Genomic DNA, 18689 nt, shown 5'->3' with positions numbered 1-18689 from the left:
AGTGCGCTGCTCGAATGGCTACGATCTCGCCGCCCACGCCTTGCTCCATCGCGCCGACACGCTTGCGACCCACGACGTCTCCTCGCGCACCAGGCGGAAGCCGAGATTGGCGGGCGGCACGCCCTGGGCGCAGCCGCCGGCGCGGGCGTCGCGGATGAAATCGGTGACATAGGCGCGATGCGCCCCCTCGGCGACACGCACGCCGCAATTCACGGTCGGGCGGCCGGCGTTGCCTGAAACATCGACGCGCGAGCGCACGAAGCAGGTCGAAGTCCACTCCCAGACGTTGCCGGCGAGATCTTCGACGCCGTGCTCGTTCGGGCCGAACTTGCCGAACGGATAGGCCGTGGTGTCGGAGAGGTCGCGTTCGGATTCGCGCTCATAGCGGCTGATCCAGCGCTTTGAGGGATCGTCGGCATCGACCGCGACGCCGTCGTCCCTGAATTTGGAACCGGCCGCGAAGGCCCATTCGGCATCGCTCGGCAGGCGATAATGGTGGCCGGTCTTGCGCGACAGCCAGCCGGCATAGGCTGCGGCGTCGTGCCAGTTCACTTGCACCGCGGGGCGATCGGGGGCGACCGCCACGTCGCGATCGAGCGTGCGGCAGGCGCCGTCCTGCACGCAAAGCTGATAGTCGGATGACGACACCTGATTTCGCATGATGTGCAGCGGCCGCTCGACGTGCAGCGCGCGCAGCGGCGCTTCCGCCTGTTGCCCGCCGCGCGTGAAATCGCCGGCCTCGCGATAGGACATGCTGCCCGGCGCGACTCTGATGATCGCGGGCTCCTCGGCCGTGCCGCGGACCGCCATGGTTGAGACCAGCGGCGCGACCGCGAGCGGTCCTGCGAGCCCGGCGGCACAGGCGAGAGCCAGTTTGAGCTTGAATGCGATCAGCATGGTCATTCCCCGAAGAAAGAAGGGGCCGGTGATGACCGGCCCCTCGTCGCGTTTAGTTGGTCTTGGCAGGCGGGATTTCCGCCGGGGCCTTTACCTGGGTCATCAGATCGTCGTTCCATTTGCCTTCGACCTTGAAGTGCGCGGTGGCGCCGAGGTCTGCGGCTTCGATCAGATTATGCGTGACGTAGGCGTAGATGCCGGGCTGCTGGAACTTGTACAGCGCAGCTCCCGCCGAGCCGCCGCGGATGAACCAGGTCTCGAGTCCGACCTCGGGTGCATTGCCGAACTTGCCGGTTTCCCAGACATAGTCGCCATGGCCGCCGATCAGGTGCGGGCGGCTGTCGCGATTGGCCTGCGAATGCACGATCAGCACGTTCTCGCCGACATTGGCGGTCAGGGCGTTCTTGCCGGTGAGCGCGCCGACCTTGCCGTTGAACACGACGTGGGTGGGGATCAGCTTCTTCATCACCTCTTCGGTGTCGGTGAAGGCTTCACCCGGCGAGTCGTAGGACTTGAAATTGCCCTTCTCGTCGCGCGGCACGTACATGTCCTGCTCGCCGATATAGTAGACCTTGTCGTACTTCAGCGCGTGGCCCTTGCCGTCGTTCAGTCCGTCGCGCGGCAGCACCATCACGGCGCCGTTCATGCCGGAGACGACGTGCCAGGGGATCATCGGGCCGCCCGGAGCGCAGTGATAGACGAACACGCCGGTCTTGGTTGCCTTCCAGCGCAGCACGACCTGCTCGCCGGGATTGATCAGCGTCAGGGCACCGCCACCGAGCGCGCCGGTCGCGGAATGGAAGTCGATGTTGTGCGGCATGGTGTTGGTCGCGGGATTGACCAGCGTCGTTTCGACGTAGTCGCCCTCATGCACCACCATCAGCGGGCCCGGCATCGAGCCGTTGAACGTCATCGCCTGGAAGGTGGTGCCCTTCTCGTCGATGACGACCTTCTTCTCCTCGATCGTGAGCTTGAACTCGATGATCTTCGGGCCCTGCTTGGTCGCCTGCTCGTGAGCATGCACGAAGGGCGGAGCGACCAGTTCGACCTTCTGACGCGGCAGCTTGAGATCGTCGGCGGCCAAAGCGGGGGTCGCCAGCATCAGAGCGGTCGCTGCGGCGCCGATCAATGCGACTCTGCGGGTGAACATCGTAGGCATCCTTCATCTGGAAAGTTTTTTTGATGACGGATGCACTGTGCGCCGATCGCGGCAAGAGTGTTTGCGCTGCGACAAGGTTTTGCCGGATTCGCCTCCGCGACAGTACTTAGGTGTCTCAACGGAGCAGGATCGGTGACACAACGTTAACCGCGTCCGACGGCGTGATGCGGATGTCGAGACCGAGCGACCAGCGGCCGGACAGCGGTGCCGACATTCTGACTCGCCATTGATCGTTACTGCTGCGTACGGCATTTGCGGTGATCGGCGCAACGCCGTGCTCGGGATTGCCGAGCGTGACTGCAACCGCATCTGCGCTCAGGGGCAGCTCGTTCGCATCTTCGAGCTGGATCGCGATCTCGACCGGACCGGCGCGGCCCGGCGAGACCGTGACGTTGGCCATGGCCTTCTCGGCATGGAGATGCGTGAAGAAGCTCTCGTCCGCGTCGGACGTCGCCGCAACTGAAGCCGCGGCCTGCTCGGCGCGATGCGCGGGCTCCGCTGCTGCGATGCTCTCCGTCTGTGCGGGTGCCTGCGCGCCGATCGCCTGCACGTCCAGTGTCACCTTCACGTCGCCGGCGCGCTCGAATGAGAGAGTCACGGGCATCTGGTCGCCGGCATGGAGCGGCCCATCGAGGCCGATGAACATCAGATGTCCGCCGCCGGGCGCGAGCGTAACGACTTGTCCGGGTGCGATGGCGAGGCCCCTGTCGAGCGGGCGCATGGTCATGACGCCGTCGTTGACGGCCATTTCATGAATCTCGGTCCGAAGCGCATGGGTCGCCGACGCGGACTGCAAACGCTCCGTCGAATGGCCCCTGTTCTCGATCGTCAAATAGCCGCCGGCGACCTTGGCCCCGCCGGGCGTTGCCCGGCTCCAGGCCCTGGTGATGACGAGATCGCCGCTGGTCGTGTCGGCTGCAAAGGTGGGCGACCCGGCAAGGCATGTCAGGACGATCGCGCCGGCGAGTGCACGCTTGGATGTGATCATGATCGGAGCCTTTGGAGCAGCCCTGGATTTGGAGAGGCCTTGGAGAAGAGGTGACTAGAAGAGATGCTTGGCGAGCCAGACCATCGCCCAGATCGCCAGCGAGGGCACGGCGATGACAGCGACGACGGCGGCCAGGCCGCCGGCGATGCTGGACGGAGCCGGTGCGACCGGGGCCGGCCGGAAGTCGTCGAAGCGCGGGATATGGCCGCGGACGTCGAGCAGGGACAGAATGAGTTCGAGTGCAAAAAGCCTCATGGGCAAACGCTCCGGATGCCGTGCCAATTTCCGTCATCATGGCCCGGGACCGGCCGCTCTGCTTTGCGCAAGCGCAATTTCCAGGCCCTGGGCCGACTTTGCGCGAGCGCAAGGTCGCCGCCGCCGATCCGGGTTAGTGGAGTGCATTCCGTGATTTGCCGTGATGTCTGCACACGGCCGAAATTTACGAATGGGTAAGATATGAGAGCTGATCTGGCGGCGAGCTACGGCGAAGAAAGATTGCCACGCTACACGAGCTATCCGACCGCACCGCATTTCTCGACGGCGATCGGTCCGGATGCCTACGCCCAGTGGCTGGCCGAACTGCCGGCGGGCGCCAGCGCATCCCTCTATCTCCACGTCCCGTTTTGCCGCGAGATGTGCTGGTATTGCGGCTGTCATACCCAGATCGTCCGCCGCGATGAACTCATCGCCGGCTATCAGCGGACACTGCGCAGTGAGATCGCGCTGGTCGCCGAGGCCATCGGCCGCCGTATCAAGGTGGAGCACATCCATTTCGGCGGCGGCACGCCGACGATCATGCAGCCGGAGGCTTTCGCCGAGTTGATGGCGACGATGCGCCAGAAATTCTTCGTGCTGCCCTCGGCCGAGATCGCGGTCGAGATCGATCCCCGCACATTGACCGCCGAGATGGTCGAGGCGATGCGGCTCTCCGGCGTCAACCGCGCCAGCCTTGGCGTGCAAAGCTTCGATCCCGTGGTGCAGCGCGCGATCAATCGCGTGCAGAGCTTCGAGCAGACCGCTTCCGTGGTCGACATGCTCAGGCGCGCCGGCATTACCGGGGTCAATTTCGACCTGATCTACGGGCTGCCGCACCAGACCGTCGCATCGTGCCTGGATACGGTTCGGCGCAGCCTCACCCTCGCGCCCGACCGCTTCTCCGTGTTCGGCTACGCCCATGTGCCCGATTTCAAGAAGCACCAGCGCATGATCAACGAAGGTGTGCTGCCCGATGGCCTTGCGCGCCACGACCAGGCCTGCGCGATCGCCAATGCGCTGAAGGAGGCCGGTTACGTGCAAATCGGGCTCGATCACTTCGCCCGGCCCGACGATTCCATGGCGGTGGCCTTCGAGGAGCGGACGCTGCGACGCAACTTTCAGGGCTACACCACCGACAAGGGGGAGGTCCTGCTCGGCTTCGGTGCGAGTGCGATCGGGCATCTGCCGCAGGGCTACGTCCAGAACGAGGTGCAGATCGGCGCCTATGCGCAGAGCATTGCTGCTGGCCGGCTCGCCACTGCGAAAGGCTATGGGCTCACCGACGACGATCGGCTGCGCGCGGACATCATCGAACGCATCATGTGCGAGTTCAGCGCCGATATCGGCGACATCTGCGCGCGCCATGGCGCGGAGGCTGAGCCGATGCTGAGCTCGGCGGCTCGCCTGAAGCCGTTGATCTCCGACGGCGTGGTGAGGCTGGATGGCAATCGCCTCGCAGTCGCAAAAGACTCGCGCTTCCTGGTTCGCAGCGTCGCCGCCGCGTTCGACGCGCATCTCAATCCGGCAAAGCAGCTGCACAGCCGGGCAGTATAGAGCCACGCTCCCTCCGTCATTCCGAGGCGCCCGAAGGGCGAACCCGGAATGACGAGCGGAGGAACTGGCAGCAGCTTGCGCTTCAACAAGGAGACACCGGCCCGGTCTGCTAATTTCGCGGGGGAACGGAGTTGTCCATGTCCTTTGCATCCGACGATCTGGTCGATGACATCATGCGTACGGCGCCGCACACGATCCGCGTGTTTCTGGCCTTCAAGCTGGCTTGTGTCGGTTGCCCGATTGCAACCTTCCACACGGTGGATGATGCCTGCCGCGAGCATGGCGTCGACCGCGAAAAATTCCTCGCCGCGCTGGTCGACTGCGTGCCGGCGTGAAACGATCTGGAATTCGCGCCGGCGCGCGCGGATTCCCGGGCGAGGGGCGGCTTTCGTCGTAAGCGAAAGCGCCCCCGCTCTTATTTCGAGCACCGGCGCCTTGGTACGGCCGCTACACCGCCCCGTTGTCCGCGTTCCGCTCCGCCAACACGACGATCCCGTGCGGGTCGCGCAGGATGATGCGTTGGCGGCCGCTTTCGACGAGGCCTTGGCTCTCCCAGCCGCTCAGGATGCGGCTGACGGTGTGCAGTGTGGTCCCGGTCATCTGCGCGATATCCTGGCGGCTGATCGGGAAGTCGATCTCGATGCCTTGGTCGAGCTTCTTGCCGGACTGTTTGGCGAGGCGCAGCAGCGCGTGCGCGACCCGCTGCTCGACCTGCTGGGTCGACATTTCCAGGATGCGGGTGTGGCTCTCCTGCAGGCGCGTGCCGACGGTCTGGAGCGTATTGGCGGCCAGCGAAGGAAATCGCTCGACCAGCCGCGGCCAGGCCGATGTCGGCCAGATCAGCACCACGCTGTCGTCGACCGCAATCGCCGTCGCCGGATACCGGGCGGCGCCGATCGCCATGGCGAGCCCGAACGTTTCGCCGGGCGCGACATAGCGCACCACGATCTGCTCGCCGGTCGGCGTGGTCTTGGCGGCGCGGACATGGCCGTGCAGCAGCAGGAAGAAGGATTGCGCGTCCGCGCCCTGCTCGAAGATGGCGCTGCTCTTGGGATAGCGCGCCGAACGGGCCTCACGCAGGATCTCGTCCAGGGCTTCCGGTGTGACCCCGGCAAACAGCGGCAGATGCGCAACCAGCGATGTGTCGACCTTGGCCATTCTGTCTCCTTGGCATCAGGGAGTGTGATGGCACCTGCAATCGTCTCGCAGTTTGCGATAGCGCAAAACGGGACGGCCGGGCGGCAGTATTTTTCCACGAACGACGGTCTGAACTTATTGGAGTTAACCCATGGCTGGCACCCGAATCCGCAATTATGAGGGCTGGCCGCTGTTTGCGAACAGTTTTCGTCCCTTTTTCCTGCTCGGCGCGATCCAGGCGGGGCTGTCGATCCTGGCCTGGCTGCCGATGTTCTATGGCGAATTGTCGGTGAGTTCCGCATTCGCGCCGCGCGACTGGCATGTTCATGAGATGCTCTACGGCTTCCTGCCGGCTGTCATCACCGGGTTCCTGTTCACGGCCATCCCGAACTGGACCGGCCGGTTGCCGATCCAGGGCACCTCGCTGGGGGCGCTGGTGATGGTCTGGCTTGCCGGGCGTGCCGTCGTGACGTTGTCGGCCGATACCGGCTGGGCGTTCGCGCTTCTCGTCGATGCCGCCTTCCTGGCGCTGGTCGTCGCTGCCGCTGCGCGCGAGATCATCGCAGGCGGCAACTGGCGCAACCTGCCCGTGGTCGGGCTGGTGTCCGTTCTGCTCGCCGGCAATGTCGCGTTTCATCTCGAGGCGCACTATCACGGCGCGGCCGATGTCAGCATCCGCGTCGGCATCGGCGTGGTCATGCTGCTGATCTCGCTGATCGGCGGTCGCATCATCCCGAGCTTCACCCGCAACTGGCTGGTCAAGTTCAATCCCGGCCGTCTGCCGGTGCCGTTCGCACGCTTCGACGGCGCCGTGATCGGATGCAGCGCGCTCGCGCTCATCGCTTGGGTCGTGGCGCCGCTGAATGCCGTCACCGGTGTCCTGATGGCGCTGGTCGGCGGGCTGCATCTGGTGCGGCTTGCACGCTGGGCCGGCGACCGCACCTTTCGCGAGCGGCTGCTGGTGATCCTGCATGTCGGTTACGTCTTTGTGCCGCTCGGCTTCATCCTGCACGCGCTTGCGGTTCTCGGCGCGCTGCCGCCGAGCGCCGGCATCCACGCCTGGATGACGGGTGCGGCGGGAACCATGACTCTCGCAGTGATGACCCGCGCAAGCCTCGGCCATACCGGACAGGCGTTGACGGCTTCGCCGGCGATCCAGGCCATCTATGCCGCGGTCATCATCGCGGCTCTGACCCGGGTCGCTGCCGTGGTGTTTCCCGCGCAAAGCGATGTGTTGCTGCACGTCGCCGCCTGCGGCTGGCTTGTCGCGTTTCTCGGATTTGCCGTCGCGTTCGGCCCGCTGCTCGCCGGCAGCCGGCGGCGTGCCCTTGCGACGATGGGCGTACCCGCGCCGGCGCGCTGAACTCAGGCTGCCGTCGCCGACGGCGTCTCGGCAGGCGGTGAGGAAGGCCGCTTGCCCTTGCGCCAATCGCTGATGGTGCAGCCGAAGCGACCACGGAACCAGCGTGCCATGGCGCTCTGCGCGGAGAAGCCGAGCTGCACCGCGATGTCGGCCAGCGGCCGGTCGGGATCGTCGACCAGCTGGGTCACGAGATCGGCGCGTTGCGCATCCAGGATGGCCGAGAAACTGGTGCCTGATGCGGCGAGGTGGCGGTGGATGGTGCGTCGGGTGCAGGCGAGATGCTCGGCGACGCGCTCGACCGTGCAGTCACCGCTGGTGAGCAGGCTCCGCACGACCTCGTCGACCTTCTCTTCCCAGCTCGCCGGCCGGGTCTCGATCGCCTCGATGCGCTTGCGCAGATAATTCGCGATGAGGGGGTGCGCGCTCGGGATCCGGCGCGCCATGTCGTGTGTCGACAGCAGGATCGAATCGTCATCCGCATTGAAGGTCACGCGGCAACCGAAGAAGTCGCGGTAGCGCTTGCGATCGCGCGGCGGCGGATAATGCAGATGGACTTCCTGCGGACGCCAGTCGCTGCCGAACAGCGACCGGATGATGCGGTGGACGCTGCCGAGCGCCATGTCGATCGACTGCCGCGGCGCGCTCGGATGCCGGCCGCGCAGATGCAGCGTGACGGTCACGGTCTGCTTGCCGCGGGTGACGTCCAAACGCATGCCCTCGTGATGGATATGGATGAAGCGCGAGAACGCGTCGATCGCTTCGCCGATAGTCGCCTGTTCGCGCACGATCAGGCCGACTGCGCCGAAATTGGTCAGGCCGCCGCGCTCGGCAAGACGAAGGCCGAAATCTTCGGCACCGGAAGCCTCTGCCGACAATTCGAGCAGGCGGCGCAGGCCGGTGACGGCGATGGGGATGTCCGGCTTGTCGAGGCAAGCCAGCGGCAGCCTGACCTTGCGCATCATCTGCTTGGGGTCGAGCCCGACCGACCGGGCGACCTCCGGGTAATAGCTCAAGCCTGCGCTGCGAATGAGGTCGGTCATGCGAACCGTTCCTGCCAGCCATTCCCGCAGATGTCCCGAAATGTAAAGTTTCTGTCCCGATCCGTCAAATCCGGGAACAGCGTGGAACTTACATAAGGAAAACCGAAGCACCGGCGCGAATGCCGTGCTTGCCGACGGCGGGGCGCGATGGGGCCTCCGGCCGTCTCGTATCATTTGACCAAGACATTGCTGGATCGGGATTATGCCGGGAAACACGTTTTCCAAGGGTGAGGTATTCGTCATTGAGACTGACGCGGCCTCCCGCGAACAATTATCCGCCGCGCTTCAGCAGAGCGCCTATGACGTGATCTGCTTCGCCGACGGTGCCTCGCTCCTCTCGGAAGCCAAGGCGCGGATGCCGGCCTGCGTGCTGCTGGAGATGCCACCGGATCGCTCCGCCCTCGACGTGCTCAAGCGGTTGCGTGAAGAAAACTGCATGGCGCCGGTGCTGGTGACCTCGGCGAATGGCAGCATCGCCATGGCAGTCGACGCGATCAAGAGCGGTGCGGCCGACTTCATCGAAAAGCCGTTCCGTACCCACGACATCGTCGGCCGGATCGATGCCGCGATCGATGAATCCGCGCAGCCCGGCGCGAGCCGGCAGGGCTGGCTGCCCGGTTGTGAGCCGCTGACAGCACGCGAGGGCGACGTGCTCGAGCATCTCGCTGCCGGCCTCACCAACAAGGAGATCGCCCGGCGCATGCATCTCAGCGCACGGACGGTCGAGGGCTACCGCGCCAGCGTCCTGAAGAAGGCCGGCGCCCGCAACGTGACCGATCTGCTTCGCCGCATCTTCGACCAGGGCTCGCCGACCCAGGCGTGAGTCCTGCCGCGGGACCGCCGCGCGTTCCGCGGCCTTGGTGCCGCCGCAACGGCGCCCCACGGAAACCCCAATCGAACCGGTTCCTTCCCTGCCGCGTCCAACCATGTTGGCGAGGCATTTGATCGCGCGTCCGGTTGGGGGCGCGGCGATACCGGCAGGAGGGACTTTCATGCGCATCACCGCAAGATGTTTGGCAACCACAAGCCTGGTCCTGGTGACCACGGCCTTCGCGGTGCCGTCATGGGCGGCAGAATTGGACGCCCATTCGGCGATCGACACCGTCACCGTCTACCCCGACGGCGCCACCGTGACCCGCGTCATCGCGCTGGACCTAGCCGCGGGTGACTCGACGCTGGTCGCCAAGGATTTTCCGCTCATGCTCGATCCGTCCTCCCTTCGCGTCGAAGGCGAGGCGGGCGCCAAGCTCACCATCGGCACCATCGATGCCCGGCCGCCGCGCCCCGCGCCGCCCGTCAACCTGCCCGAGCTCGACAAGCGCATCGAAGCGCTGAGAGATCAGCGCGCCGATCTGCAAGGCGCGATCGACTCGGCCAATGCCCGACGCAGCTTCGCCCAGCACTTTGCTGAGGCCTCTCCGGCTGGGCTCGGCGACAAGGGTGAGGCACGGCCGATCACCGAGTGGCGCGCGGCCTTTTCGGCGGTCGCCGAGGAGATCGCGACGGCCGACACGGCGATCCGCGACGCCACGCGAAAGCAGCGCGAGCTTGATCGCCAGATCGCGCAGCTCGAGGCCGAGCGTTCGGCCAAGCCGCCGAGCAAGCTGGAAGTGCTGATCGACGTCGCCTCGGCGGCCGCGACCAAGGCGACATTGCGCGTGACCTACGCCGTGCGCAACGCCCGCTGGGTCCCGCTCTACGACGCCCGGCTCGATACCGGCGCCAAGGACCGCAAGCCGCAGCTTGAGCTCGTGCGTCGTGCCGAGATCACGCAGTCGACCGGCGAGGACTGGTCGAACGTAACGCTCGGCGTCTCCACCGTGCGGATCGGCCGCGGCGGCAGCGCTCCGGAGCTGAACTCGCTGGTGGCGCAATATCCGCAACCGCCGAGGCCGATGGCGCTCGGCGCGGCTTCGGACCTGGCGCGGCCCGCGCCAGTTGCGCGCCAGATGCAAGCGCCCGCCATGGCCAAGATTGCCGAGGCGCCCGAGACCCGGGAACGCGCGGAAGAGCAGCATGCGGTGGCCGAGATCGGCGGCTTCCAGGCCACGTTCAAGATTCCCGGCCGCGTCAGCCTCGGTGCCCAGGAGGGCGCCAAGAGCATGCGCATCGCGGCCATGACCGTGCCCGCCGATCTCGCGGTGCGGGCGGCGCCGGTGCTGGACCCGACCGCCTTCCTCGAAGCCAGCTTCAAGCAGACCGACGACACAACACTGCTGCCGGGCAAGGTCGCGATCTATCGCGACGGCGTCTTCGTCGGCCGCGGCAAGATCTCGGCGTCGGCCAAGGACGACACCGTGCGGCTCGGCTTCGGTGCCGACGACAAGATCAAGATCGAGCGCGCGGTGCTCAAGCGCAACGAAGGCTCGGCCGGCCTGCTCGTCACGACGTCGAAGACCGACGAGCGTTCCTTCAAGACCACGATCCGCAACGGTCACGACTTTCCGATCAAGGTCGCGATCGAGGATCAGCTGCCGGTCAGCGAGAACGAGGACATCGTCGTCGAGATGCTGCCCGCGACCACGCCGCCGACCGCGAGCAACATCCGCGACAGGCGCGGCGTGCTGGAATGGTCGTTCGAAGCCAAGCCCGGCGAGGTCAAGGACATCAACTTCGCCTGGCGCATCCGCTGGCCGAAGGACAAGAGCATGGTGATCGTGCCGGCGGGGTAGGGAGGCTCTTCACCTCGCCCCGCTTGCGGGGCGAGGGAGCGCGCCTTCACCGCGGCGGCAGTTCAGCTTGCGCCATCGCCTGCATCGACTGCGGCAGCACATAAGGCACGCCGTCGTCGGCCTGGTGAACGACGGCGTCGATCTCGAAGATCTCGCGGATGGTCTGGCGCGTGACGATGTCCGCGCGTGGGCCGTCGGCGGCGAGCTTGCCGCCGGCCAATATGATGAGCCGGTCGGCGAAGCGGATCGCAAGGTTGAGGTCGTGCAGGATCGCGATGACCGCGGTACCGTGGCCAGCGCGGCGACGCGCGGCCTCGACGAGGTCGATCTGGTGGCGCAGGTCGAGGCTCGAGGTCGGTTCGTCCAGCAGCAGCAGCCCCGGACCATGCTCGGCCTCGCCGCAGGCGAGCTGCACCAGCACGCGGGCGAAATGAGCGCGCTGTTGCTCGCCGCCTGACAGCGTCGGCAACTGCCGTTCGCGGAAATGGGCAAGTCCGACTTCCTCCAGGGCCGTGCCGACGAGCATGCCGGCTTCGCGCGCACTGCGTTCGCCCGCGCCCATCAGCACGATCTCCTCGACCGTGAAGGGGAAGGTGACGTTGATGTGCTGGGACAGCATGGCGCGGCGCGCGGCGAGCTCGCGCGGCGTGAAGCTGGCGATATCGCGCTGCTTCAGGCGCACCTCGCCGGCGTTCGGCCGGAGATCGCCGGAGAGCAGCCGCAGCAGCGTCGATTTGCCGGCGCCGTTCGGGCCGATGATGGCAACCATCTCGCCGGCCGCAACCGAAAGGCTAACGCCATCGAGCAGCGTCGCGCGTCCCGCGCGTTTGCCTAGAGAGCGCGCCTCGATCACGGCGCTCATAGCGAAGCGAGCCCGCACTGGCGCAGCAGGATGAAGAGAAAGACCGGCGCTCCGACCGCCGCGGTCAGGATGCCGATCGGCATCTCCGCGGGCGCCACGATCGTGCGTGCCAGCGTGTCGGCGCCGACCATCAGGATCGCGCCAAGCAGGATCGAGGCCGGCAACAGCAGCTGGTGCGCAGGCCCAATGACGAGGCGGAGCAGATGCGGTACGACGATGCCGACGAAGCCGATGACGCCGCTGATCGAGACCGCGACGCCGGTCATGGCGGAGACCATGACGATCGAGATCCGCTTCAGGCGCTCGACATCGACGCCGCCATGAAAGGCGTCGGCCTCCCCGAGCACCAGAAGATCGAGGCCGCGCGCGATGAAGCCGCAGGCGATCACCGCGACGACAAGGACCGGCGCGAGCACCGCGGCCTTGATCCAGGTCACGCCGCTCATCGAGCCCAGCATCCAGAATGTAATGTCGCGGAGCTGGCGGTCGTCGGCAACGAAGACGAGAAGCCCGATGCCGGCATTGGCGATGGCGGTGATGGCGACGCCGGCGAGCAGGAAGATCGCGATCGAGGTGCGTCCCGAGCGGCTCGAGACGCCGTAGAGGATCGCGGTCGTGGCCAGCGATCCCGCGAAGGCCGCGAGCGGCAGCAGCTCGGTCTGCAGGAAGCGCAGCGCCTCGCCGAAGCGTGAATCGGTGAACACGATCGCGCTGGCGGCTGCCAGCGCGCCGCCGCTGGAGACGCCGACCAGAGCAGGATCGGCGAGCGGATTGCGAAACAGTCCCTGCATGATCGCGCCGGCTGCCGCGAGCAGGCCACCGACCATGGCTGTCGCCACGATCCGGGGGACGCGGATCGACCACAGCACGAGCTGGTCGCGGGCCGTCATGGCCGTGCTTTCGCCTGATAGCCCGAGCGCGGCAGGCAGGCGGGAGAGAGGGATGCCGGCGGCGCCGAGCGTCAGTGCGACGATGGCGATGACCGCGAGCACCGCCATCAGGAGAAAGATCGTCAATGATGCGGACGGCCGTCCGACGCCGGCGCGTCGTCCCGAGCGGCGCACTTCGGTCCCGATCACCACGCTCATTGCCGGCAATTCGCCGCCGGCAGCGCCGACGTGAATCCATCGCCCCGCTCGGCCAGTGCCGGATAGAGCCGTGCCGAGAGATCGTGCGCGGCCGACGCCGTCCGCGGTCCGAAGCCGAGCAGATAGAGCCCGTCCATGGTGATGAAGCTCTTGTTGGCCGCAACCGGCGTCAAGGCAAAGCCGGGATGGGCATAGATCGCCTCGGCCGGAAGCGAGTCCTTGCCGCGTTCGATCGACAGCGCGACGTCGGGTCTTGCCGCGGCGATCGCTTCGTCACCGATGATCTTGTAGCCGTCGAAATCGTCGATGGCGTTGGTGGCGCCGGCGAGCCGAATGATCTCCTCGGCCGCTGTCTTGCGGCCGGCCACCAGTGCTCGCCCGTTCTGCAGCGACATCACGAACATCACCCGCACCGGCTTGGTCACCCTGGCGCGCAGGGCACCGAGCTGCGCAAGGTCGGCGCCGACCGCCGCGCTCAGGCATGCGGCGCGCGCATCGACACCCATGGCGTGGCCGACCAGCTTGATCTTCTCGATCAGGCCGGCCTCGGTGAAAGTGTCGGGCACCAGCACCAGCGGCACTTTCGCCGTTTCCAGGATGTCCATGGTCTCGCGCGGCCCTGCGCCCTGGATCGCCAGGATCAGGGTGGGATTGAGGCCCAGCACGCCTTCGGCGGAGATCTGGCGCATGTAGCCGACATTGGGTTTGTCCTGCAGCGCAGTTGCCGGATAGAGGCTCGTGGTGTCGACACCGACCAGCCGGCTCTCGAGCCCGAGCGCATAGAGGATCTCGGTGATGGCGCCGCCGATCGAGACCGTGCGCGCGGCATCGGCAACGATGATCTCGCGATTGCGCGCGTCATGCACGGTGATGCCGGCGGCGTGCGCGGCGGATGCGAGCGCGATTGCGCTGGAGAGCAGGAGGCGGGCGAGGGTGCGACAAAATGCCATTGCGTATTACTTCGTCAGGATCAGCTTGTTCTGCGAGGTCAGGCGAAGCCGGTAGTTATCCTCGCCATGCGCGATGATGATCTCGCGTTCGGCCGCAAACAGCTCGCGGCTGTCGATCCGGCTGCCACGCATGGTGAGGGTTCTCGTTGTCGCAGAAGGGCTTCCTGCCGACCCTGTCGCGTTGCCGTCGTTGTCTGCGGACGTTGCTGACATGTGGGGTGTGATGCGCTTTCGTAGTCCTGGAGTGCCGCCTGTTTGTACAAGCGGCACGAAGCGCATTCCAACGGCTGCGATTTACAATCGATATAAACTGCAACCTTGTGACATTGACCGCCAGAGTGTTGCCACGTAACCAATTATGGCGGCGGGCGACTTGCCCGCTTGTCGAGACAATCAGCCAGCCAGTCGTTCGCGTTGCGAGCGCACGCCAGCCAAGACTCCGAATTTAAAGTGAAGTGCAGGCTGGGGCTGATATGGCTGACGGGGCTAGGTATTCGCGCGCCCTGATTTTGGGCGCGTCGGTGGTTTCAATCGCGGCAATGACGACGGAGAGCAGTCTTGCGCAGACTGCATCGCCGCAAGCCGAAAGCGCGTCCTCGGAACGGCCGAAGCAGGCCAGGCGCAAGCAGGCCAAGCCGCAGGTCGTGCAGCAGGCGACGCCCGAAGTCATGAACGCGCGCGCACAGGCCGGCGGGGTTGCGCCCGTGCAGACACTCGACGCGATTACGGTTGCGGCAACGAAGATCGAGGAGCGTGCAATCGACTCGCTCGCCCCGGTCAGCACGGTGACGCTCGACAAGATCCAGGGGCTGCAGCCGAACCGGCTGTCGGATATCTTCTACGCCATTCCCGGCGTGTCGTTCCAGGAGCGCGGCGACGATCCTGCGACGGTCATCAACATTCGCGGCTTGCAGGAGTTCGGGCGCGTCGCCGTGGTCGTGGATGGTGCCCGGCAGAACTACCAGCGCACCGGCCACAATGCGAGCGGCTCCTTTTTCCTTGATCCCGAGCTGGTCGGCGGTGTCGACGTCGTGCGCGGCCCGACCGCCAACATCTACGGTTCCGGTGCAATCGGTGGCCTCGTCTCGTTCCGCACCAAGGACATCGAGGACGTGCTGCGCCCGGGCGAGCGCTGGGGCGTCGATCTCTCGGGCTCCTACGGCTCCAACAACAATCGTGGTCTCGGCTCGGTGTTCGGCGGCGTGCGCGCCACGCCCGACGTCGACATCTTCGGCGGCGCGGTTTACCGCACGCAAGGCAATTACAAGGACGGCAACGGCACCGAGATCGGCAACACCGGCAACCAGGTCGAGAGCGGCCTGATGAAGCTCACGGTGCGTCCCGCCCTCGGTCACGAGGTCAAGTTCGGCGCCATCTTCCAGGACTATCAATACGATATCGGCCAGTTCAACAGGGGGCCGGTCGCGACGGCGGCGCAGCGCGCGCTCTATCAGGGCTCGTCGGTCTACGCCTCCGACGCCAAGAACTACACCGGCACGATCACCTGGAATTATTCGTTGCCGAGCGACAATCTGTTCGACTGGCACATGTCGGTCTACGGCAACCGTGTCGACAACGACCAGACCAAGACCTATCACTATTCGACGTCGGGCGCGGCCCTGTGCGGCACCGGCAATTTCGGCAACAACATCTCGGGCTGCGTCGGCGACAAGCGCGGCTATGTCCTGAACACCTACGGCATCGACGCCAACAATACCACGCGCTTCAATGTCGGCGACTGGCGCAATGCCGTCACCGTCGGCTTCGATGCGTTCCAGGACGACGTGATCACGACCGACAGCCGCGGCAACTCCAACATCACCACGCCGAGTGGCATCCGCACCGTGTCGGGCGGATTCCTGCAGTTGAAGCAGAACTACAGCACCTGGTTCGAGGCGGTGAGCGCGATCCGCTACGACCGCTACGATCTGGAATCGGGCAAGACCAACGGCAGCGGCGACCGCTTCTCGCCGAAGATCACGCTCGGCGTGACGCCGGTCGCCGGCTTCCAGCCCTATGTCAGCTACGCCGAGGGCTATCGCGCTCCGTCGATCACGGAGACGGTGATCTCAGGTGCGCACGCAACCGGTGGCGGGCCGGCCTTCTTCCCCTGTCCCGACGGCACCGTCGGCCTGTTCTGCTTCCTGCCCAATCCGAATCTTCGCCCCGAAGTCGGCAAGAACAAGGAAGTCGGCATCAACCTGAAGTACGACAACATCTTCAGCGCCAACGACTCCTTCCGCGGCAAGATCAACCTGTTCCGCAACGACGTTTCCGACTACATCGACCTCGTCGCCTCCGCTCCGGTCGCGGTGCCGCCGTTCGGCTCGTTCAGCCAGTTCTACCAGTACCAGAACATCGCGCAGGCCCGCATCCAGGGCTTCGAGGCGGAGACGATGTACGATGCCGGCGACTGGTTCGTCGGCGTCGCGGGCCATTACATCCAGGGCAAGAACGCCGTCACCAATGTCGGGCTTGCGACCATCACCCCGCGCAAGGTCGTCACGACAGGTGGTGTCCGCCTGCTCGATCGCACCATGATCCTGTCGGCACAGTGGGCTTCGTACGGCGCCAACAACGATGTGCCGGCGGGCTATCTGCCGGCGACCGGGTACGAACTGGTCAATCTGTACATGACCTACAACGCAACCAAGGACATCGTGTTCTCGGCGTCGATCGACAATCTCCTGAACCAGTACTACCGGCCTTACGCCATTCCCGGCACGTCGACCGACGGCACCACGCAGAACGACGTGCTGTGGTCGAGCCCGGGGCCGGGCAGGGTCTACAAAGCCGGCATGAAGATCCACTTTGGAGGTGCGTAAGGCACGGCGCATCGCAACACCGCAAACTTCAGCCGGGCCGCGCTGATGCTCCAGCGCGGCTTCGGCGTGTTCCGTTTTGATCAGAAGGAGACACTTTGATGTTCATCGCCATGAATCGTTTCCAGGTGAAAAAGGGCGCGGAGACCGCGTTCGAAACTGTCTGGGCCACCCGCGAATCCTATCTCGGCAGCATGCCGGGTTTCGTCGAGTTTCATCTGCTGAAGGGGCCGGAGGCCGAGGACCACACGCTCTATTCGTCGCACACCAGCTGGGTCGACAAGGCCGCGTTCGAAGCCTGGACGCGTTCGGAGGAATTCCGCCGCGCGCACGCCCGTGCCGACAACAGGACCGGCGAGAGCCTCTATCTCGGCCATCCCAAGTTCGAGGGCTTCGAGGTGATCCAGAGCGAGCGCAAGGCCGCGGCGGCCTAAGTCGATGATGCAGGAGAGGAGCCGGACATGCTGAGCACCGATCTCGCCGATCTCAAAGCGTATATGGCCGACAATCCGGGGGCGGTGATCGAGGACGTCGCGCGCGAGCGCAACGTCACCCCGCGCGCGGTGATCGAGGCGCTGCCGTCATCGATGGTGCGCATGGGTGGCGGCGAGCACTTTGTCGCCGCCATGCAGGACATCGCGGCGTGGGGGGAGGTCACACTGATCGTGCACACGGACGATGCGATCTTCGAGTTCACCGGCACCGTGCCCGCCGGCGAGGTCGGCCGCGGCTATTTCAACCTGATGCAGCCGAAGGGCCTGCACGGCCATCTTCGCCACGAACGCTGCGCGGGCGTCGCCTTCGTCGAGCGCCCCTTCATGGGCAAGACGTCCGCCTTCGTCGCTTTCCTCAACGCCGACGGCGGCATCATGTTCAAGGTGTTCGTCGGCCGCGACGAAACAAGGGCGCTGCGGACGGATCAGCTGGTGCGGTTCCGGCAGCTCGCGGACCGGATCGCGTCCGCGGCGTAGTTCGCTTCAACCTGTCGGGAGATCAGGATGCAGGGCAAGTTTGGGCTTCGGCATGTGATCCTAACAATCGCGCTGGTGCTCGCGCCGGCGCCGGCCTTTGCGATCGACGAGGCGTTGTTGCCGCGTAATCTATCACCCTGGGGCATGTTCCTCGGCGCCGATATCGTCGTGAAGACGGTGATGGTGGGGCTCGCCGTTGCCTCGCTGGCGACGTGGACGGTGTGGTTGGCCAAATCCGTCGAGTTGCGCCGCAAGGGCGCGCTTGCCTTGCGACGAACCCGCGTGCTCGAAGGCAACATCAAGCTGGCCGAGGCAGCCGCGCGCGCGGGTGATGCCCACGACGCCGTCGCCCAGCTCATCCAGTCCTGTGCACGGGAGGCCGAGCTCTCTGGCGGTGTGCTCGACGACGGCCTCCAGGAACGTGTCGCGCTGCGGCTGGAGCGGGTCGAGGCGGCGATGTCGCGGCGGATCGCGCGCGGTACCGGCGTGCTCGCGACCATCGGCGCCACCGCGCCTTTCGTCGGCCTGTTCGGCACCGTCTGGGGCATCATGAATTCCTTCATCGGCATCTCCGAGAGCCACACCACCAGCCTTGCGGTGGTCGCGCCCGGCATCGCAGAAGCGCTGCTCGCCACCGCGCTCGGGCTCGTCGCGGCGATCCCGGCGGTCGTGATCTACAATCACCTCGTCCGCGGCATTGCCAATTACCGCGCACTGCTCGGCGACGCCTCGGCACAGCTCATGCTGCTGGTGAGCCGGCAGCGTGACCACAGGGAATTTCGCCTGGCGCGAGCGGCGGAGTAGGCGATGGCCGCAAAGCTCGGCGGATCGAAGCTCGGGTCGCGCGGCGTCGCCGACGATCTCGACGTCACCCATGAGATCAACGTCACGCCGTTCATCGACGTGATGCTGGTGCTGCTGATCATCTTCA

General features: G+C 65.9%; 18 protein-coding genes and 2 pseudogenes. 10 read left to right on the top strand and 10 right to left on the bottom strand.

Annotated features, from left to right (window positions below):
• Nucleotides 1-18: 18 nt before the first annotated feature.
• From Q0743_RS10960 to Q0743_RS10945, 4 genes and pseudogenes are all read right to left on the bottom strand, one after another.
• Nucleotides 19-897: an SUMF1/EgtB/PvdO family nonheme iron enzyme gene (locus Q0743_RS10960; protein WP_298241547.1), complete on the bottom strand. Its 879-nt coding sequence runs from the start codon at nucleotides 895-897 to the stop codon at nucleotides 19-21.
• Between the two features lie 52 nt (nucleotides 898-949).
• A complete protein-coding gene (gene nirK / locus Q0743_RS10955; RefSeq protein WP_298241546.1) occupies nucleotides 950-2047 on the bottom strand; it encodes a copper-containing nitrite reductase in 1098 nt (365 codons plus the stop codon).
• Nucleotides 2048-2579: 532 nt separating this feature from the next.
• Nucleotides 2580-3044, bottom strand: a pseudogene (locus Q0743_RS10950) (copper chaperone PCu(A)C); the annotation flags it as partial.
• Nucleotides 3045-3098: 54 nt separating this feature from the next.
• Entirely contained in the window at nucleotides 3099-3299 is a 201-nt protein-coding gene (locus Q0743_RS10945; RefSeq protein ID WP_298241545.1) for a hypothetical protein, read from the bottom strand.
• Between the two features lie 201 nt (nucleotides 3300-3500).
• On the opposite strand from Q0743_RS10945, the gene hemN reads away from it, so the two are divergent.
• Nucleotides 3501-4853: an oxygen-independent coproporphyrinogen III oxidase gene (hemN, locus tag Q0743_RS10940; RefSeq protein WP_298241544.1), complete on the top strand. Its 1353-nt coding sequence runs from the start codon at nucleotides 3501-3503 to the stop codon at nucleotides 4851-4853.
• A gap of 137 nt (nucleotides 4854-4990) precedes the next feature.
• Entirely contained in the window at nucleotides 4991-5188 is a 198-nt protein-coding gene (locus Q0743_RS10935; protein ID WP_298241543.1) for a DUF1858 domain-containing protein, read from the top strand.
• A gap of 112 nt (nucleotides 5189-5300) precedes the next feature.
• On the opposite strand, the gene Q0743_RS10930 is transcribed toward Q0743_RS10935, so the two are convergent.
• Nucleotides 5301-6011: a Crp/Fnr family transcriptional regulator gene (locus tag Q0743_RS10930; protein ID WP_298241542.1), complete on the bottom strand. Its 711-nt coding sequence runs from the start codon at nucleotides 6009-6011 to the stop codon at nucleotides 5301-5303.
• A 130-nt stretch (nucleotides 6012-6141) separates the two neighbouring features.
• On the opposite strand from Q0743_RS10930, the gene Q0743_RS10925 reads away from it, so the two are divergent.
• Complete coding sequence (locus Q0743_RS10925) at nucleotides 6142-7353, top strand: NnrS family protein (RefSeq protein ID WP_298241541.1); 1212 nt, start codon at nucleotides 6142-6144, stop codon at nucleotides 7351-7353.
• A gap of 2 nt (nucleotides 7354-7355) precedes the next feature.
• On the opposite strand, the gene Q0743_RS10920 is transcribed toward Q0743_RS10925, so the two are convergent.
• Nucleotides 7356-8393, bottom strand: a complete 1038-nt coding sequence (locus Q0743_RS10920; protein ID WP_298241540.1) for an AraC family transcriptional regulator — start codon at nucleotides 8391-8393, stop codon at nucleotides 7356-7358.
• A gap of 202 nt (nucleotides 8394-8595) precedes the next feature.
• Between Q0743_RS10920 and Q0743_RS10915 the strand changes: the two genes are divergently transcribed.
• Together Q0743_RS10915 and Q0743_RS10910 are read left to right on the top strand one after the other, a co-directional pair.
• Nucleotides 8596-9216 carry a response regulator gene (locus Q0743_RS10915; RefSeq protein ID WP_298241539.1) on the top strand — a complete coding sequence of 207 codons (621 nt, stop codon included), beginning with the start codon at nucleotides 8596-8598 and terminating at the stop codon, nucleotides 9214-9216.
• 169 nt (nucleotides 9217-9385) lie between these two features.
• Nucleotides 9386-11065: a mucoidy inhibitor MuiA family protein gene (locus tag Q0743_RS10910; protein WP_298241538.1), complete on the top strand. Its 1680-nt coding sequence runs from the start codon at nucleotides 9386-9388 to the stop codon at nucleotides 11063-11065.
• 46 nt (nucleotides 11066-11111) lie between these two features.
• Here Q0743_RS10910 and Q0743_RS10905 read toward each other — a convergent pair whose 3' ends face one another.
• The 4 genes from Q0743_RS10905 to Q0743_RS10890 are packed head-to-tail and all read right to left on the bottom strand — an operon-like array spanning nucleotide 11112 to nucleotide 14178.
• A complete protein-coding gene (locus Q0743_RS10905; RefSeq protein ID WP_298241537.1) occupies nucleotides 11112-11927 on the bottom strand; it encodes a heme ABC transporter ATP-binding protein in 816 nt (271 codons plus the stop codon).
• Entirely contained in the window at nucleotides 11924-13015 is a 1092-nt protein-coding gene (locus Q0743_RS10900) for an iron ABC transporter permease (RefSeq protein ID WP_298241536.1), read from the bottom strand. The genes Q0743_RS10905 and Q0743_RS10900 overlap by 4 nt, the downstream gene beginning before the upstream one ends.
• A complete protein-coding gene (locus tag Q0743_RS10895; protein ID WP_298241535.1) occupies nucleotides 13012-13965 on the bottom strand; it encodes a hemin ABC transporter substrate-binding protein in 954 nt (317 codons plus the stop codon). The genes Q0743_RS10900 and Q0743_RS10895 overlap by 4 nt, the downstream gene beginning before the upstream one ends.
• A gap of 6 nt (nucleotides 13966-13971) precedes the next feature.
• Nucleotides 13972-14178: a hemin uptake protein HemP gene (locus Q0743_RS10890; RefSeq protein ID WP_298241534.1), complete on the bottom strand. Its 207-nt coding sequence runs from the start codon at nucleotides 14176-14178 to the stop codon at nucleotides 13972-13974.
• A 260-nt stretch (nucleotides 14179-14438) separates the two neighbouring features.
• Here Q0743_RS10890 and Q0743_RS10885 point away from each other — a divergent pair, with 260 nt between their 5' ends.
• The 5 genes and pseudogenes from Q0743_RS10885 to Q0743_RS10865 all read left to right on the top strand — a co-directional run.
• Nucleotides 14439-16790 carry a TonB-dependent hemoglobin/transferrin/lactoferrin family receptor gene (locus tag Q0743_RS10885; RefSeq protein ID WP_298241533.1) on the top strand — a complete coding sequence of 784 codons (2352 nt, stop codon included), beginning with the start codon at nucleotides 14439-14441 and terminating at the stop codon, nucleotides 16788-16790.
• 98 nt (nucleotides 16791-16888) lie between these two features.
• Nucleotides 16889-17221: an antibiotic biosynthesis monooxygenase gene (locus tag Q0743_RS10880; RefSeq protein ID WP_027573166.1), complete on the top strand. Its 333-nt coding sequence runs from the start codon at nucleotides 16889-16891 to the stop codon at nucleotides 17219-17221.
• A 27-nt stretch (nucleotides 17222-17248) separates the two neighbouring features.
• Nucleotides 17249-17758, top strand: a complete 510-nt coding sequence (gene hutX / locus Q0743_RS10875; RefSeq protein WP_298241532.1) for a heme utilization cystosolic carrier protein HutX — start codon at nucleotides 17249-17251, stop codon at nucleotides 17756-17758.
• Between the two features lie 27 nt (nucleotides 17759-17785).
• Entirely contained in the window at nucleotides 17786-18562 is a 777-nt protein-coding gene (exbB, locus tag Q0743_RS10870; RefSeq protein ID WP_298241531.1) for a tonB-system energizer ExbB, read from the top strand.
• A gap of 3 nt (nucleotides 18563-18565) precedes the next feature.
• Nucleotides 18566-18689, top strand: a pseudogene (locus tag Q0743_RS10865) (biopolymer transporter ExbD); the annotation flags it as partial.

This window comes from uncultured Bradyrhizobium sp. (assembly GCF_936943645.1).
GTDB lineage: Bacteria > Pseudomonadota > Alphaproteobacteria > Rhizobiales > Xanthobacteraceae > Bradyrhizobium.
This window is presented reverse-complemented; position numbering and strand designations above follow the sequence as displayed.